The sequence below is a fragment of the Pseudomonas sp. lyk4-R2A-10 genome, assembly GCF_030209075.1.
Taxonomy (GTDB): Bacteria; Pseudomonadota; Gammaproteobacteria; order Pseudomonadales; family Pseudomonadaceae; genus Aquipseudomonas; species Aquipseudomonas glycinae.
The window spans coordinates 650,447-667,096 of sequence record NZ_JARVSR010000011.1 but is presented as its reverse complement, the minus strand read 5'-3'; the positions used below and the strand labels follow the sequence as shown (position 1 = coordinate 667,096).

The 16,650-nt window shown below is 62.5% G+C and carries 17 protein-coding genes; 4 read left to right on the top strand and 13 right to left on the bottom strand.

Annotated elements, in window-relative coordinates:
- Positions 1-62: 62 nt before the first annotated feature.
- Entirely contained in the window at positions 63-845 is a 783-nt protein-coding gene (locus tag QRN46_RS20230) for an aldolase (RefSeq protein WP_064594034.1), read from the top strand.
- A gap of 26 nt (positions 846-871) precedes the next feature.
- Positions 872-1,753, top strand: a complete 882-nt coding sequence (locus QRN46_RS20225; protein ID WP_011332852.1) for a dihydrodipicolinate synthase family protein — start codon at positions 872-874, stop codon at positions 1,751-1,753.
- A gap of 53 nt (positions 1,754-1,806) precedes the next feature.
- Here the strand turns inward: QRN46_RS20225 and QRN46_RS20220 are convergent, their stop codons facing one another.
- From QRN46_RS20220 to QRN46_RS20205, 4 genes are all read right to left on the bottom strand, one after another.
- Positions 1,807-2,331, bottom strand: a complete 525-nt coding sequence (locus QRN46_RS20220; protein ID WP_285356788.1) for a hypothetical protein — start codon at positions 2,329-2,331, stop codon at positions 1,807-1,809.
- Positions 2,331-2,975 carry a hypothetical protein gene (locus QRN46_RS20215; RefSeq protein WP_011332850.1) on the bottom strand — a complete coding sequence of 215 codons (645 nt, stop codon included), beginning with the start codon at positions 2,973-2,975 and terminating at the stop codon, positions 2,331-2,333. Before QRN46_RS20215 ends, QRN46_RS20220 begins: the two co-directional genes overlap by 1 nt.
- 154 nt (positions 2,976-3,129) lie before the next feature.
- Complete coding sequence (locus tag QRN46_RS20210) at positions 3,130-3,474, bottom strand: YegP family protein (protein ID WP_011332849.1); 345 nt, start codon at positions 3,472-3,474, stop codon at positions 3,130-3,132.
- Positions 3,475-3,496: 22 nt separating this feature from the next.
- The gene (locus QRN46_RS20205; RefSeq protein ID WP_007957909.1) at positions 3,497-4,078 is read right to left on the bottom strand and encodes a DJ-1/PfpI family protein; all 582 of its coding nucleotides are present in this window, start codon (positions 4,076-4,078) and stop codon (positions 3,497-3,499) included.
- A gap of 169 nt (positions 4,079-4,247) precedes the next feature.
- On the opposite strand from QRN46_RS20205, the gene QRN46_RS20200 reads away from it, so the two are divergent.
- Positions 4,248-5,162 (top strand): DMT family transporter, encoded by a 915-nt coding sequence (locus QRN46_RS20200; RefSeq protein WP_039772745.1) that lies wholly within the window; start codon positions 4,248-4,250, stop codon positions 5,160-5,162.
- Here the strand turns inward: QRN46_RS20200 and QRN46_RS20195 are convergent.
- The 4 genes from QRN46_RS20195 to QRN46_RS20180 all read right to left on the bottom strand — a co-directional run bounded on the left by QRN46_RS20195 (position 5,152) and on the right by QRN46_RS20180 (position 8,495).
- Positions 5,152-6,384, bottom strand: coding sequence for a class I SAM-dependent methyltransferase (locus QRN46_RS20195; RefSeq protein WP_115076850.1), 1,233 nt, complete (start codon positions 6,382-6,384; stop codon positions 5,152-5,154). The genes QRN46_RS20200 and QRN46_RS20195 overlap by 11 nt on opposite strands.
- Positions 6,385-6,474: 90 nt before the next feature.
- On the bottom strand, positions 6,475-7,092 hold the full coding sequence (locus tag QRN46_RS20190; RefSeq protein ID WP_192559989.1) for a TPM domain-containing protein: 618 nt from the start codon (positions 7,090-7,092) through the stop codon (positions 6,475-6,477).
- 28 nt (positions 7,093-7,120) lie between these two features.
- On the bottom strand, positions 7,121-7,873 hold the full coding sequence (locus tag QRN46_RS20185) for a TPM domain-containing protein (RefSeq protein WP_285356780.1): 753 nt from the start codon (positions 7,871-7,873) through the stop codon (positions 7,121-7,123).
- A 13-nt stretch (positions 7,874-7,886) separates the two neighbouring features.
- A complete protein-coding gene (locus QRN46_RS20180) occupies positions 7,887-8,495 on the bottom strand; it encodes a LemA family protein (protein ID WP_007957897.1) in 609 nt (202 codons plus the stop codon).
- A 260-nt stretch (positions 8,496-8,755) separates the two neighbouring features.
- Between QRN46_RS20180 and bglX the strand changes: the two genes are divergently transcribed.
- Positions 8,756-11,047 (top strand): beta-glucosidase BglX, encoded by a 2,292-nt coding sequence (bglX, locus tag QRN46_RS20175; RefSeq protein ID WP_285356777.1) that lies wholly within the window; start codon positions 8,756-8,758, stop codon positions 11,045-11,047.
- A 151-nt stretch (positions 11,048-11,198) separates the two neighbouring features.
- Here the strand turns inward: bglX and QRN46_RS20170 are convergent, their stop codons facing one another.
- The 5 genes from QRN46_RS20170 to QRN46_RS20150 form a co-directional block, all read right to left on the bottom strand.
- Positions 11,199-12,356: a phospholipase D-like domain-containing protein gene (locus QRN46_RS20170; RefSeq protein WP_285356774.1), complete on the bottom strand. Its 1,158-nt coding sequence runs from the start codon at positions 12,354-12,356 to the stop codon at positions 11,199-11,201.
- A 1-nt stretch (position 12,357) separates the two neighbouring features.
- Complete coding sequence (locus QRN46_RS20165; RefSeq protein WP_011332843.1) at positions 12,358-12,948, bottom strand: YceI family protein; 591 nt, start codon at positions 12,946-12,948, stop codon at positions 12,358-12,360.
- Between the two features lie 81 nt (positions 12,949-13,029).
- A complete protein-coding gene (locus QRN46_RS20160) occupies positions 13,030-13,800 on the bottom strand; it encodes an IclR family transcriptional regulator (protein WP_285356771.1) in 771 nt (256 codons plus the stop codon).
- Positions 13,801-13,859: 59 nt separating this feature from the next.
- On the bottom strand, positions 13,860-15,317 hold the full coding sequence (locus QRN46_RS20155; RefSeq protein ID WP_285356769.1) for an amidase: 1,458 nt from the start codon (positions 15,315-15,317) through the stop codon (positions 13,860-13,862).
- A complete protein-coding gene (locus QRN46_RS20150; RefSeq protein ID WP_011332840.1) occupies positions 15,314-16,624 on the bottom strand; it encodes a citrate-proton symporter in 1,311 nt (436 codons plus the stop codon). The genes QRN46_RS20155 and QRN46_RS20150 overlap by 4 nt, the downstream gene beginning before the upstream one ends.
- Positions 16,625-16,650 lie beyond the last annotated feature (26 nt).

Genomic DNA, 16,650 nt, shown 5'->3' with positions numbered 1-16,650 from the left:
TGACACAAAGTGTCATATAGCCTCATAAGTGTCATCCATGGCAACCACCACAGGACACGGATATGGCGAAGACATTAGCACTACCCAAAGACGAACTGGTCAAGCAAGCGCTGACCCAGATGCAAAAAACCCTGGCGGATAATACGTGGACGGACCGGCAAAAGCTGGCGCTGACCTGCCGGATCCTGTTCGAGAACGGCCACGATTCGGGCCTCGCCGGGCAGATCACCGCCCGTGGCCCGCAGCCAGGCACTTACTACACTCAGCAACTGGGCCTGGGTTTCGATGAAATCACCGCGAGCAATCTGCTGCTGGTCAACGAAGACCTGGAAGTGCTCGAAGGCCACGGCATGGCCAACCCGGCCAACCGTTTCCACAGCTGGGTGTACCGCGCGCGGCCGGATGTGAACTGCATCATCCACACCCACCCGACACACATTGCCGCGCTGTCGATGCTGGAAGTGCCGCTGCAGATTTCCCACATGGACCTGTGCCCGCTGTACGACGATTGCGCGTTCCTTGAAGGCTGGCCGGGTGTGCCGGTGGGCAACGAAGAAGGCGAACTGATTGCCGGGGCGTTGGGTGACAAACGGGCGATCCTGCTTTCCCACCACGGGCAGCTGTCGACCGGGACGACCATCGAGGAAGCCTGTGTCATCGCGCAACTGATCGAGCGCGCCGCCAAACTGCAATTGCTGGCGATGGCCGCCGGGACGATCAAACCGATCATTCCCGAACTGGGTCGCGAGGCCCATGACTGGGTGTCGAAACCCAAACGCCACGCCGCAGCCTTCAACTACTACGCCCGGCAGAACCTGCGTCAGCACGCCGATTGCCTGAACTGAACACCTCATCCTTGCGGAGCACTCTCATGTCCAACATTCACGGCATCATCGGCTACACCATCACCCCGTTCGGCGCCAACGGCGAAGGCGTTGACCTGCCGGCCCTCGGCCGCTCCATCGACCGTCTGATCGCCGGCGGCGTCCACGCCATTGCGCCACTGGGCAGCACCGGCGAAGGCGCCTACCTGAGCGATGCGGAGTGGGATCAGGTCGCCGAGTTCAGCATCAAGCACGTGGCCAAACGCGTGCCGACCGTGGTCAGCGTGTCCGACCTGACCACCGCCAAAGCGGTACGCCGCGCACGCTTTGCCGAAGCCCATGGCGCCGACGTGGTGATGGTGTTGCCGACGTCCTACTGGAAACTCACCGAAGCGGAAATCCTCGCCCACTACCGCGCCATCGGCGACAGCATCGGCGTGCCGATCATGCTCTACAACAACCCGGCCACCAGCGGCACCGACATGTCGGTGGAGCTGATCCTGCGCATCGTCAACGGCGTGGAGAACGTGACCATGGTCAAGGAGAGCACCGGCGACATCCAGCGCATGCACAAGCTGCAACTGCTGGGCGAAGGCCGGGTGCCGTTCTACAACGGCTGCAACCCGCTGGCGCTGGAGGCGTTCGCCGCCGGGGCCAAGGGTTGGTGCACGGCAGCGCCGAACCTGATCCCGCAGCTCAACCTGGATTTGTACGAAGCCACACTGGCGGGGGATCTCGGCAAGGCGCGGGAGCTGTTCTACCGCCAGTTGCCGCTGCTGGACTTCATCCTCAAGGGCGGCTTGCCGGCGACGATCAAGGCCGGTCTGCGACTGACCGGTCTGGAAGTCGGCGATCCGCGTTTGCCGGTGTTCCCGCTGGCTGAGGCCGGGCGTACGCAATTGCAGGCCTTGCTGTACACCTTGCGCTGAACGAAAAAAATCCCGCCCGGTTCACCCCGGGCGGGATTTTTTGTGGCCGTCGATCAGAGGCTGGCGGCGCGTTTCATGGCTTCGCGGTGGAACGGCTGATCCTTGAGAATCTGCGCGATGAACGTGTCACTGATCAAGCGCATGTGTTCGAACTGACCGCCCGAGGCGTTGAATGCGCCGCGCCAGGATTCGGTGTGGTTCTTCACGGTGTAGACGCCCAGTATCTGCTTGCCATGGCTGAGGCTGAACACCACCGTGCTGTCGAAACTCACCGGCACCGGCACCAGAAACAGAGTGAAGGCGCTCAGAAGCATCTGCGGCTGAATCCCGCCGACATCGCTGTTGGCGACCACCAGTACGTTGTAGCCGTCTTCGCTGCGACCGGCCTTCACTTCTTCAAAGGTGCCACGCCGACGCAATTCGTCACGCAGCATCCAGCTTGGCATGCCGATCACACTGACGTTGATGGCCGGCAATTGCTGGCTGCTGTAATCGACGTCCGGCGCCTTCAGCGAATGGGTGACCTGGCAACCGCCCAGCAGCAGAAGCAAGCCCAGAAGCAGACGTTTGATGAGCATCAGAATTTCCCCGAGAGCATGGCTTTGTAGACGGAGGCGCTGGTGCCGTTCTCTTCACGAATGAACGGAGTGGCGGTGTACAGGTTCGGCATGTCCAGTCGTTGCAGGCCGGGCACTTGCGGATACCCGGCGCGGACCAGCGCGGCGTCGCGTTCGAGGTGATCGCTGTGCAGGAACAGGCAGGTGCTGTCGCTGGGGGACACGCAGCCGGCGCGGAAGTCACCGATGTAATAAGCCTTGCCCGCTTCGAGCTGCATGCCGATGGTGAAGTCTTCACGGCTCCAGGACACCGATCTGCCGCGATCGAATCGCACGTTGTAGATCTCGTAGCGTCCAGGTTTGAGCGGCATCACGAACAGCGTGCCGATACCACGGCCGGTCTCGCGCACGTCCCGTGCCGTGCGGGCATAGAACTCGTTGTGCAGGCGCGCGCTGGCGAATTCGTCACTGCCACGCTTGCGGATCAGCAGCATCTGTTCCTGGGCCGCATAGGCCGCTTTCGGCCAGATGCCAACCACACCCACCAGATACGCCGTGCCGGAATCGGCACTCGGTGCGAGTTCATCATCGATTTTTGTAGGAGACAGGCTATAGCAGCCGCTCAAGCCGAGCAGCAGGGTCAGGACAGCGAAAAAGCGGATCATTGGCAGGAAAACTCTGGCAGCGGTTGTTCAAAAAATCCGCGAAAGAGTCATCTCGGCGCCCCTTCCATGGATTGGCGGCGGAGGATAAGCGAAATGATGGCACATAGCCAGAATTCAGTCGCCAAAGATTTGGCGACCGAATGTCACGGGGGGGTCAAAGCACCGGCAGGGTTTTGTCCTTGATCACCTTGGACGGCCCGTTGGCCTTGACGCTGGCGATGCCTTTGGCACACGCCGCATCCGATGAATAGGACTCGCTGCTGCCGATGATCTGATGATTGGCCGCCTTGAGGTTGAAGTACGGATGGCCGTCCTTCGTCGACTTTTTCTCGTAACGTTCGTCCAGCGGGCTGTTGGTCTGCACCGAGGCAATGCCGTTTTCGGCGGCCGTGCGGCTGGTGTACAGCTCGCTGGTCAGAATGGTTTCGGCATTCGCCGCTTTCAGCACGAACTTGTACTGGCCGTTGCTGCTTTTGCTCAACTCATACCATCCGGACATGGTGTTTCTCCTTATCGATGTGTCACAGGGTGATTTTGGTTCCAAGCAAACCGAGGAAACCGGCCAGCCATTTCGGGTGCGCCGGCCAGGCGGGCGCGGTGGCCAGGTTGCCCTGGACATGGCCGTCCGTGACCGGGATGTCGATGTAGGTGCCGCCGGCCAAGCGCACTTCCGGGGCACAGGCCGGATAAGCACTGCACTCGCGACCTTCGAGAATCCCCGCCGCCGCCAGCAGTTGCGCGCCATGACAGACGGCCGCAATCGGCTTGCCGGCCTTGTCGAAGGCGCGCACCAGTTCCAGGACTTTTTCGTTCAGCCGCAGGTATTCCGGCGCACGCCCACCGGGCACCAGCAAGGCGTCGTAATCCTTGGCATCGACCTTGGCGAAATCGAAGTTCAGGGCGAACTGGTGACCGGGTTTCTCGCTGTAGGTCTGATCGCCTTCAAAGTCATGGATCGCGGTGCGCACGGTCTTGCCGGCGGCCTTGTCCGGGCACACGGCATGCACGGTGTGACCGACCATTTGCAGGGCCTGGAACGGCACCATCACTTCGTAGTCTTCGACGTAATCGCCGACCAGCATCAGAATCTTTTTCGCGGCCATGGGCAGGGCTCCTCGGGTGAATACGCAGGAATATTCACAGTAGCCCAAGGACCGCGATGGCGTTCGCAAACTGTATGGATAACTCTGCGCTCAGCTGTAACAGCCCGACTGCCGTGGTTTGTGGCTAGATGAAGGCACCTCCCTGCCACCTTTGAATCGGTTTGCCCTCATGTCTTCGCGCGAAAACACCGGCATGGCCCTCGGCCTGCTCGGCGTGGTGATTTTCAGCCTCACCCTGCCCTTCACCCGCATCGTGGTGCAGGAACTGCATCCGCTGCTCAACGGCCTCGGCCGCGCCTTGTTTGCGGCGATTCCGGCAGCGGCGCTGCTGTTGTGGCGACGGGAAAAGTGGCCGACCTGGCAGCAGGTCAAAGGTCTGAGTCTGGTGATTGCCGGGGTGATTCTCGGTTTCCCGGTGTTGTCGGCGTGGGCCATGCAGACCCTGCCGGCGTCCCACGGTGCGCTGGTCAACGGTTTGCAGCCGCTGTGCGTGGCGCTGTACGCCGCATGGTTGTCCCATGAGCGTCCGTCGAAAGCCTTCTGGGCCTGCGCCGCGCTGGGCAGTGCGCTGGTACTGGGTTATGCGTTGTACACCGGCGCCGGCAGCATTCAGGCCGGTGATTTGCTGATGCTGGGTGCGATTGCGGTGGGCGGTCTGGGTTACGCCGAAGGCGGGCGTCTGGCCCGGGAGATGGGCGGCTGGCAGGTGATCTGCTGGGCGCTGGTGCTGTCGACGCCGTTGCTGATCGGCCCGGTGCTGTATCTGGCTTTCCAGCATCAGGGCGCGGTGTCGGCGAAGACCTGGTGGGCCTTCGGCTACGTCGCGCTGTTTTCGCAGTTCCTGGGTTTCTTCGCCTGGTACGCCGGGCTGGCCATGGGTGGCATTGCCCGGGTCAGTCAGATCCAGTTGCTGCAGATCTTCTTCACCATCGCGTTTTCCGCGCTGTTCTTCGGTGAACACGTGGAGCCGATCACCTGGCTGTTCGCCTGCGGCGTGATCGCGACGGTGATGCTCGGGCGCAAGACCGCGGTGCGCCCGGCTCAACCGGGCACGTTACCCGCCGGGGTTCAGCTCAAGCCTTGAGCTTCAGCAGGCCATCAGCGAGCAGCAGGGTTTCGAGGCAGTGCTCGCTGATCTGGTAGAACGCCTTGAGCTCTTGAATCTTCACCAGCAGCTGAGTCGGGTCCACCGGCTCGGCGCGCTTCACGGCGAGGATCATCTTGTTCTTGTTGGTGTGGTCCAGCGAGATGAACTCGAACACCTTGGTCTCGTAACCGCAGGCTTCGAGGAATAGCGCGCGCAGGCTGTCGGTAACCATTTCCGCCTGCTGGCCCAGGTGCAGGCCATATTGCAGCATCGGCTTGAGCAGCGCCGGGCTCTGGATCTGCAAGCGGATCTGTTTGTGGCAGCACGGCGAGCACATGATGATCGAGGCGCCGGAGCGGATGCCGGTGTGGATCGCGTAGTCGGTGGCAATGTCGCAGGCATGCAGGGCGATCATCACGTCCAGCTCGCTCGGCGCCACGCTGCGCACATCGCCGCACTTGAACACCAGCCCTGGGTGTTCCAGCTTCGCGGCGGCGGTGTTGCACAGATTGACCATCTCTTCGCGCAACTCGACGCCGGTCACTTCGCCCTCGGCCTTCAACGTGTTACGCAAATAATCATGGATGGCGAACGTCAGGTAACCCTTGCCTGAACCGAAATCCGCCACCCGCACCGGTTTGTCCAGGGCCAGCGGCGACGAGGTCAGCGCGTGGCTGAAGACTTCGATGAATTTGTTGATCTGCTTCCACTTGCGCGACATCGCTGGAATCAGCTCGTGCTGGGCATTGGTCACGCCCAGATCCTTGAGGAACGGCCGGTTCAGATCGAGAAAGCGGTTCTTCTCGCGGTTGTGCTCGGCGGAAGGCACTTCACGCAATTGCTGAGGTTTGCTCATGAACAGCGAGCTCTTGCCCTTTTTGCTGTATTCGAGCTGGGCTTCGTCAGTCAACGCCAGCAAATGCGCATTTTTGAACGCGGCCGGCAGCAGCCCGGCAATCGTCGTGACCGCTTCGTCCAATGGCAGGTTCTTGGTGATGTCGCGGGTCTTGTAGCGATAAACGAAGGACAGGCACGGCTGCGCCTTGACCGTCACCGGTTTGATGATGATCCGCTGCAGGTCCGCTTCTTCGCCGACGTACTTGGCCAGCACCAGTTTGATGAAGCCGTTCTGTTCGAGGCTGGTTTGCAGCAGCTCGATGAACCGGGCGTGGTGATCGGGCGCCGGTTTGGCAGATGCGGAAGGAGCGGTAACGGACATGGGAAAAAGCGGCCTCGGACGGGCAAATCAGGAATGGACGCTAGTTTAGGGGGGATGGCGTTCGAGGGCACGGCTAATTTCCCGAACGGCTTATCCCAACACCACCAAGCGATTGGGCAACTCATTCCTCACCTGCGTCACCGGCACATGCACCTTGAGCAACTCGCCGCACGCTTCAATGCAGGTGACAAAGCCCTGCAACGTCTGCCCCTGTCGCACCTGCTCGGTAAACACCGCGACAATCGAATCCCAGCTCTTGTTATCCAGCTTTCTGGAAATCCCTTCGTCCACCAGAATCTCCACATACCGCTCCGCCTCGCAGACAAAAATCAGCATGCCAGTGCTGCCCACCGTGTGGTGCAGGTTCTGTTCGAGAAACTGCCGGCGGGCCAGGTTCGACGCGCGCCAGTGGCGGACGTGGCGCGGGATCAGATGAGTGGTGACCTTTGGCAGACGAAACACCAGGCACAGCACGACAAAACTGACCCACTGCACCAGCAACAGGCTGTGCATCGTCAGCCAGCCCGTCAGGTAATGCACGATCCCCGGCACCACCAGCGCCAGCAGGCTGGCCCACAGCAGCGGGATGTACGCGTAGTCGTCGGCGCGGGCCGCGAGCACCGTCACCAGTTCGGCGTCGGTGTCGCGCTCGACTCGGGCGATGGCCTCGGCGACCTTGCGTTGTTCGTGTTCAGTCAGTAATGCCATGTCGTGAAGTGCCTGCTCATTATTGTTATCACCAGCCGCCGGAGGACCCGCCCCCGCCGAAACTGCCACCGCCGCCGCTGAAGCCCCCGTCTCCACCGCCGCCGCCAAAACCTCCGCCACCAAAGCCGCCCCCTCCTCCGGAGCCGCCCCGGCCGGCGGGAAGGATACCGAGCATCTGGCAGACAAAAACAGTCAGGATGAACAACATCACCAGAAATACGAACAACGCCGGGTGGCGCGAGACGAAATCATCCGCGGGATCGCCAGCCGATTCATACACCGTGGACGGTTCGTCCAGCGGATTGCCACCCAGCACCACCAGCATCGCCGCCACGCCGTCGCTGATGCCCTTGCTGAAATTGCCGGCCTTGAACGATGGCGTGATGACCTGATGGATGATCACCGAACTCTGGGCATCGGTCAGGCGATCCTCCAGCCCGTAGCCGACTTCGATGCGCAATTTGCGCTCGTCCCGGGCGACGATCAACAGCGCGCCGTTGTTCTTGTCCTTCTGGCCGATGCCCCAGTGCCGGCCGAGTTCGACGCCGTAGTCCTCGATGGTGGCGCCTTGCAGATTCGGCAACGTCACCACCACCAACTGTTCGCCGGTCGCCTGCTCGTGGGCCTGCAATTGCTGGCTCAGTTGCGCGCGCACTGACGGCTCGATCATCTGCGCCTCGTCCATCACCCGCCCGGTCAGCGCCGGAAAAGTCAACTCGGCCCGGGCGCTGACGGTGAACAGCCACAGCATCAGCACCAGGCCCATCTTCAACACACGCATGGGCATCCCCGGCTCAGAACTTCACTTCCGGGGCCTTGTCCGCGCCGGGGCTGGTGGCTTCGAAGGTCTCACGGATCGGCAGATCGCTGTACATCACGCTGTGCCACAGGCGACCGGGAAAGGTGCGGATCTCGGTGTTGTATTTCTGCACCGCCAGAATGAAATCACGACGGGCCACGGCGATGCGGTTTTCCGTGCCCTCGAGTTGCGATTGCAGGGCGAGGAAGTTCTGGTTGGCCTTCAGGTCCGGGTAACGTTCGGACACCACCATCAAGCGGCTCAAGGCACCGGTCAGTTGATCCTGGGCCTGCTGGAACTGCTTGAGTTTTTCCGGGTTGTCGAGGGTGCTGGCATCGACCTGGATCGACGTCGCCTTGGCCCGGGCCTCGATAACCGCCGTCAGAGTTTCCTCTTCATGCTTGGCATAGCCCTTCACGGTTTCCACCAGATTGGGAATCAGGTCGGCGCGCCGCTGGTACTGGTTCTGCACCTGGCCCCAGGCAGCCTTGGCCTGTTCGTCGAGGGTGGGGATGTTGTTGATGCCGCAGGCGGTCAACAACGTGGCCAGCACCAGCAGGGTGGCGACCTGCAAACGCGAGCGGTAGACAGGACTGACATTCATCGGACGGGTGCTCCCTTGCACATTTCATGAATAATGAATCGCGAAACATTCTCAGCCGACGGTTGGGGCATAATCGCCCCCGCCACTGGATTGCGGCGGGCCGATGGGCTAAAAAGAGGCCCTGCGCGATCACGTCGCCGAAACGTTCGACGTACATTCGGCTGTCGTTTTCTGAATCAGCACCCGAACAACAATAGTCGCTCCCTAAATTTTGGCTGGCCGGCAATGCAACGCCGTTTAGGCCCTTGAGAAAACTATTCATGAAGAAGCTGTGTTTGCTGGGCCTGTTCGTCAGCCTGGCCAGTCATCAAGTACTGGCCGCCACGACCCCGGTACCCCTGGAAAACAAGGACGCGTTCATCAGTAACCTGATGAAGCAAATGACCCTCGACGAGAAGATCGGCCAGTTGCGCCTGATCAGCATCGGCCCGGAAATGCCCCGCGAGCTGATCCGCAAGGAGATCGCCGCCGGCAACATCGGTGGCACCTTCAACTCGATCACCCGCCCGGAAAACCGTCCGATGCAGGACGCAGCCATGCGCAGCCGGCTGAAGATTCCGATGTTTTTCGCGTACGACGTGATCCACGGTCACCGTACGATTTTCCCGATTCCGCTGGCCCTGGCATCGAGCTGGAACATGGACGCCATTGGCCGGTCCGGGCGCATTGCCGCCAAAGAGGCCGCCGCCGACAGCCTCGACATCACCTTCGCGCCGATGGTCGACATCTCCCGCGACCCGCGCTGGGGCCGCAGCTCCGAAGGTTTCGGTGAAGACACTTATCTGACCTCGCGCATCGCCAAAGTCATGGTCAAGGCTTATCAGGGCGAGACCCCGAGCGCCGCCGACAGCATCATGGCCAGCGTCAAGCACTTCGCCCTGTACGGCGCGGTCGAGGGTGGTCGCGACTACAACACCGTCGACATGAGCCCGGTGAAGATGTACCAGGACTACCTGCCGCCGTACCGCGCCGCGATTGATGCCGGCGCCGGTGGCGTGATGGTCGCGCTGAACTCGATCAACGGTATCCCGGCCACCGCCAACACCTGGCTGATGAACGACCTGCTGCGCAAGGACTGGGGCTTCAAGGGCCTGGCGGTCAGCGACCACGGCGCGATCTTCGAACTGATCAAGCACGGCGTGGCCCGCGACGGTCGTGAAGCGGCGAAGCTGGCGATCAAGGCCGGCATCGACATGAGCATGAACGACACCCTGTACGGCAAAGAGCTGCCTGGGCTGCTCAAGTCCGGCGAGATCGAACAGAAGGACATCGACAACGCGGTGCGTGAAGTGCTCGCTGCCAAGTACGACATGGGCCTGTTCAAGGACCCGTACCTGCGCATCGGCAAGGCTGAAGACGATCCGGCCGACACCTACGCCGACAGCCGTCTGCACCGCGCCGACGCCCGTGAAGTGGCGCGTCGCAGCCTGGTGCTGCTGAAGAACCGGAACGAAACCCTGCCGCTGAAGAAAACCGCGAAAGTCGCGCTGGTCGGCCCGCTGGCCAAGGCCCCGATCGACATGATGGGCAGTTGGGCCGCCGCCGGTCGTCCGGCGCAATCGGTGACCCTGTTCGACGGCATGAGCAATGTGATCGGCGACAAGGCGAACCTGATCTACGCCCGTGGCGCCAACATCACCAGCGACAAGAAAGTCCTCGACTACCTGAACTTCCTCAACTTCGACGCCCCGGAAGTGGTCGATGATCCGCGCCCGGCCAACGTGCTGATCGACGAAGCGGTGAAAGCCGCCAAGGACGCCGACATTGTGGTTGCAGCGGTGGGCGAGTCCCGTGGCATGTCTCACGAATCGTCGAGCCGTACCGACCTGAACATCCCGGAAAACCAGCGTGAGCTGATCCGTGCCCTGAAAGCCACCGGCAAGCCGTTGGTGCTGGTGCTGATGAACGGCCGTCCGCTGACCATCCTCGAAGAGAAAGAACAGGCTGACGCGATTCTGGAAACCTGGTTCAGCGGCACCGAAGGCGGCAATGCCATCGCCGACGTACTGTTCGGCGACTACAACCCGTCGGGCAAACTGCCGGTGACCTTCCCGCGTTCCGTGGGCCAGATCCCGACCTACTACAACCACTTGAGCATTGGCCGGCCGTTCACGCCGGGCAAACCGGGCAACTACACCTCGCAGTACTTCGATGACACCACCGGTCCCCTGTTCCCGTTCGGTTTCGGTCTGAGCTACACCGATTTCAGCCTGAGCGACATGGCGCTGTCCTCGACCACCCTGAACGCCACCGGCAAGCTCGACGCCAGTGTCACGGTCAAGAACACCGGCAAGCGTGACGGCGAAACCGTGGTGCAGCTGTACATCCAGGACGTCACCGGTTCGATGATCCGTCCGGTCAAGGAGCTGAAGAACTTCCAGAAAATCATGCTCAAGGCCGGCGAGCAGAAGGTTGTGCACTTCACCATCACCGAAGATGACCTGAAGTTCTACAACGCCCAGCTCAAGTACGCGGCCGAGCCTGGCAAGTTCAACGTGCAGATCGGCCTGGATTCCCAGGACGTGACGCAGCAGAGCTTTGAACTGCTGTAACTGTTAAAGCTAACCGATCGTTCCCACGCTCCGCGTGGGAATGCCTCAATGGACGCTCTGCGTCCGCTTTGGAACGCGGCGCGTCCCGGGCTGCATTCCCACGCGGACGGTTCGACGCCTCGACGTGGGAACGATCAATCGGGGACAGCGACTAGCCGCGTCTGTCGAGCAAGTTGACCACCACCCGATCCACCCAGCCCCAGATCCGCTGCTTCACCCGCCGCCACAGTGGCCGTTTTCGCCATTCCTCCAGACTCACCTGCTGACTCAGGCCGAAGTCCTTCTCGAAACTCGCCGCCACCGCTGCCGTCAGTGACGGATCCAGCGCTTCCAGATTCGCTTCAAGGTTGAAGCGCAGATTCCAGTGATCGAAATTGCACGAACCGATGCTCACCCAATCGTCCACCAGCACCATTTTCAGATGCAGGAAACACGGCTGGTATTCGTAGATTTTCACCCCGGCCTTGAGCAGGCGCGGGTAGTAGCGGTGCCCGGCATAACGCACCGACGGGTGATCGGTGCGCGGCCCGGTCAGCAGCAGACGCACATCGAGGCCACGGGCGGCGGCCTTGCGCAGGGAGCGGCGGATTTTCCAGGTCGGCAGGAAGTATGGCGTCGCCAGCCAGATCCGTTGCTGGCCGCTGTTCAGCGCGCGGAACAGCGATTGCAGAATGTCCCGATGCTGGCGGGCGTCGGCGTAGGCCACACGGCCCATGCCCTCGCCCGTGTCCGGCACACGGGGCAACCGTGGCAGCCCAAAATGCGCGTTGGGCCGCCAGGCCCGGCGATGGCGGTTGGCGATCCATTGGCGGTCGAACAACAACTGCCAGTCGAGCACCAACGGGCCGGTAATTTCCACCATGACCTCGTGCCATTCGCTGGTGTCGTGGCCGGGCGTCCAGAACTCATCGGTGACCCCGGTGCCGCCGACCACCGCCAGACGCTGGTCGACCAGCAACAGCTTGCGATGATCGCGATAGAAATTGCCGACCCAGCGCCGCCAGTTCAGCCGGTTGTAAAAACGCAGCTCGACCCCGGCACCAGTCAGCCGCCGGCGCAGCGTGAGGGTGAACGCGAGGCTGCCGTAATCATCGAACAGGCAACGCACCCGCACGCCCCGCTCCGCCGCCAGCACCAGTGCCTGCACGATGGTTTCGGCACAGGCACCGGCTTCCACCAGGTACAACTCCAGTTCGATCTGCTCACGGGCGCGGGCGATTTCCTCGAGCATGCGCGGGAAGAATTGCGGGCCGTCGATCAACAGCTCGAAGCGGTTGCCATCACGCCACGGAAACACCGCGCCGCGCATGTCAGCGCGCCGTGAAGATCAGCACCGCACCCACCGGCACCGACAGACTGATGGCCGACAGGCCGGCCAGGTTGCGCAGGCTTTCCAGGCCCGGCAGCAGATCGAAATCCTCGGCGCTGATCACCAGCGGCTCCAGCGTCACCACTTGAAAGCGTCGGTCATCGAGGCGCGTGGCAAGCAGTTCGGCGGGGTATTCGTGTTGCTTGCCGTGCAGGTTGACGGTCAACGGCAGGCGCAATTCCAGCTGCGCGCCGGGGGCCAGATCGTTGATCGGGCGCAGGTCGATCTGGGTGGTGATGGTCGCTTCGGGGAATTGCTCGATCTGGAACAACTCCTTGCGCATGCGCTCGTCGCGCAGCGGGATGCCGCTGTTGATCGAGTCCAGCTCGACTTCGACTTCGGCGCGGCCATCGGGATCGACCTTGCCGTGCAGCACCAGAAAGCGCTGCACTTCGGACACGTTGGCGTTTTTCGTGCTGACGAACGACAGCCGCGACGACTCGCCGTCCAGATACCAGTTGGCCTGGGCCGGCAGCGCAGCGGCGCCCAGCAGCAGGCCGGCGAAGGCGTTGCACAGAGAACGGTTGAACATTGAAGACTCGTGGGGCCGATAAACGTGCACGAACCTTAACTGGCCTTGGCGTTATTGCAAACTGTCAGTCTGTGCAAACACTCAGGCCAATGCCTGCTGCACCTCGCCGATGGTCGACGCGAGGCTGTTGAGGTGCAGGCTCAGCACCCGCTCCACCGGCGCCTGATCCATCGGCCAGTGCAGCGCCATGCTGCCGACCAGCCGCCCTTGCGCACGGATCGGCAAGGCCACCGCGCGAATCAGGAACGGCAGGCGCACGGGGTATTCCCAATAACCTTCGGTGCGCTGGCCGAAGCCCTGATGCAAGGCTTGTTCGGTGGCCTGCAATACACCGTCATCCGCCAACTGTTCGCGTTCGGCCAGACGTTTCACGTCCCGGCTATCGAGTTCGCCAAGGCACGCGCGGCCCATCGCCGAATGAAACAGGCTCGCGTGATGGCCGACGATCTGGCAGTTGGTTGGATAGCGTTTGCGCAGCACTTGAGGGATCGCGCTTTCCATCACTTCGACCCGCTCGCCGTCGAAGCACGACAGATCCGCCACCAACCCGGTGCGCTCGCTGAGCTCCAGCAGCATCGGCGCGGCGCTTTCCACCAGGTGGCGTTTGAAACGTTGCTGACGGTCACCGAACAGTCGCTTGGCGCACAACCGGTAGCGGCGATCGCTGAGGCCGCGATAGACCCAGCCCTGCTCCTGCAAGGTCGCGAGCATCCGCGACACCGTGGCCTTGGGCAGAGTCGTCAGGTAGTGCAACTCTTCCAGCCCCAACGCCTGATGCTCGCCGAGCAACTCGACGATGGCCAGCGCCCGTTCGACCGAGCGCACGCTGCCGGTGTCTGCCTTGCTGCCCATGTGTTCGACCTCCATGGATGCGGATGAAAGATCACTTCGTGCAGCAAGATGCGGGCCGCTCAGGCTGATTGCAGGCATGCCGGCGGTCGCCGTTCGACCCAGCGGGTCAACTGTTCATGGGCGTAGGCCAGTTGCAGCACCGCCCGATCCGCCTGGGCCGGACCGATGATTTGCAGGCCCATCGGCAGCCCGGCCGGGTTGAAACCGACCGGCACGCTGATGCTCGGCAGCCCCGCCAGGGTCGGGCCGATCACCACCTCCATCCAGCGGTGATAGGTGTCCATGGTCCGCCCGCCGACGACTCGCGGCCACGCTTGCTGTGCATCAAAAGGGAACACTTGGGCGGTGGGCAACAGCAGGAAATCGTAACGCTCGAATAACTCGCTCAACGCGCGATACCACTCACTGCGCGCGACCGACGCCTGATAGACCTCGGCTGCCGTCAGACGCAAACCGCCCTCGATTTCCCATTGCGCTTCGGGTTTGAGCAGCGCACGCTTTTGCGGATCGGCATACGCCGCGCCGAGGCTGCCCTGCACCAGAAAATGCCGGTGGGTGAGCCAGGTCTGCCACAGGCGTTCCATGGAAAAGTCCGGCTGACAGGCCTCGACGTGGCAACCCAGCGCACTGAAATTCGCCAGCGCCGATTCGCACAGGCTCAACACGCCGTCTTCCATCGGCAGATAGCCGTTGTAATCGCCGAGCCAGCCGAGGCGCAGGCCACTGCAGTCCTGTTGCAGATCCAGCCCGAAATCCCGAGGTTCATCGGCCAGCGACAACGGCACACGCGGATCGTAGCCGGCCTGGGTCGAGAGCAATCGCGCGACGTCGGTGACCGTGCGCCCCATAGGCCCTTCGGTGGCCAGTTGCTGGACGAACACTTCCGGCATCGGGCCGTGAGGCACGCGGCCCTGGGACGGGCGGAAGCCGAACACGTTGTTGAACGCCGCCGGGTTGCGCAGCGAGCCCATCATGTCGCTGCCGTCGGCCACCGGCAGCAGGCGCAGGGCCAGCGCCACCGCCGCCCCGCCGCTGCTGCCGCCGGCGATCAGGCTCGGATCGTAGGCGTTGGTGGTGGTGCCGAACACGCTGTTGTAGGTCTGCGAACCGAGGCCGAATTCCGGGACGTTGCTTTTGCCGATGATGATCGCGCCGCAGTCGCGAACCCGCGCCACGCTGATCGCGTCGTGCTGCGGCACTTGCTCGGCGAACAGTGGCGAGCCGAGGGTCGTGCGCAGTCCGGCAGTGGCCGCCAGGTCCTTGATCGCCTGGGGCATGCCGTGCATCCAGCCTCGGGACTCGCTGCGATCCAGTTGCCGATCGCATTCATCGGCCTCGCGCAGCAGCACGTCTTGCGGGCGCAGCGAAACCAGCGCATTGACCGCCGGATTGAAGCGATCAATGTGCGTCAGGTAGGCCTGCATCACCTCGCGGCACGACACCTTGCGGGCATGGATCGCCCGGGACAGCGCATCGGCGTCGAGGGCGACAATCGGATCAATGGCTAACGGACTCACGGTTTCACTCCCAGGTTGAGCGCAACGGATTTCTTCGCGCGTGGTGCCTCCTGCAAACAGTAAGTACCGAGCAGGGTCAGCAGGCAAGCGAACAAGACATAGAACGACGGCGCCACCGGGGTGTTCAGAACTTTGCTCAGCCAGGTGACGATCAGCGGCGCGAAACCACCGAACACCATCACCGCTACGTTGTAGGCCACCGACACACCGGTGGAGCGCACCTCAATCGGAAACTGCTCGGCCAATGCCGTCGGGGCCGGGCCGAAGACCCCCCCAATCGCCGTGCACAGCAGCAGTTGCATCACCAGCAAACGCTCGATCGACGGCGCCGTCGCGACCCACACGTAAAGCGGATAGACCATGACGAAAAACGCCAGGGTGAAAGCCATCAGCACCGGCCGCCGACCGAGGCGATCCGACAGTGCGCCGGAGAACGGAATCACCACGGTCATCAACCCCACCGCGAGCATCTGCACCAGCAACACCTGATCCAGCGGCAGGCCGAGGTTCTTGTGAGCGAAGGTCGGCATGTTCACCAGCACCACGTAAAACGACACCGTCGCCCCGCACGCCAGGCCCATCGACACCAACAGGCTGCGGCGATGTTCGCGCAGTACCTGCCACAGGCCCGGCGCGGCGCCTTTGGCTTTCTTGCGCGCTTCGAGAAACTCTTCCGGTTCCTCCATGTGCTTGCGAATCCACAAGCCCACCGGGCCGATCAACAGGCCGAGCACAAACGGAATCCGCCAGCCCCAACTATCCAGCGCCTCGGGGGAAAACAGGTGCGTGACCAGCGCCACCATCGCCGCGCCGCTGAACACCGCCAGGCATTGCCCGACCAGTTGCCACGAACCGTACAAGCCCTTGCGATGGGCCGGCGCGCTCTCCACCAGAAACGCCGTGGCGCTGGCGTATTCACCGCCCGTGGCAAAACCCTGAAGCATCCGCGCCACCACGATCAGCAGCGGCGCGCCCATGCCGATGGCGGCGTAGTTCGGCGCGAACGCGATCAGGGCGATGGACACGGTCATCAGGCGGATGATCATTTGCATCGCGGCTTTGCGACCTTTGCGGTCGGAGTAGATGCCGAGCAGGATGCCGCCCACCGGCCGCATGAAAAAGCCGACGCCGAAAGTCGCCAGCGCCATCAGCAGCGAAGCGTAGTCGTCGTCGGACGGGAAAAATTGCCGGGCGATGATGCTCGCCAGAAAGCCATAAACGATGAAGTCGTACCATTCCAGGGCGTTGCCGATGACGGCGGCGACCACTTGCCGGGTGCGCGAAACGCCTGCGTTCGAAGTCTGCATGGGGATTCTCCAGAAGCTGTGGGTTG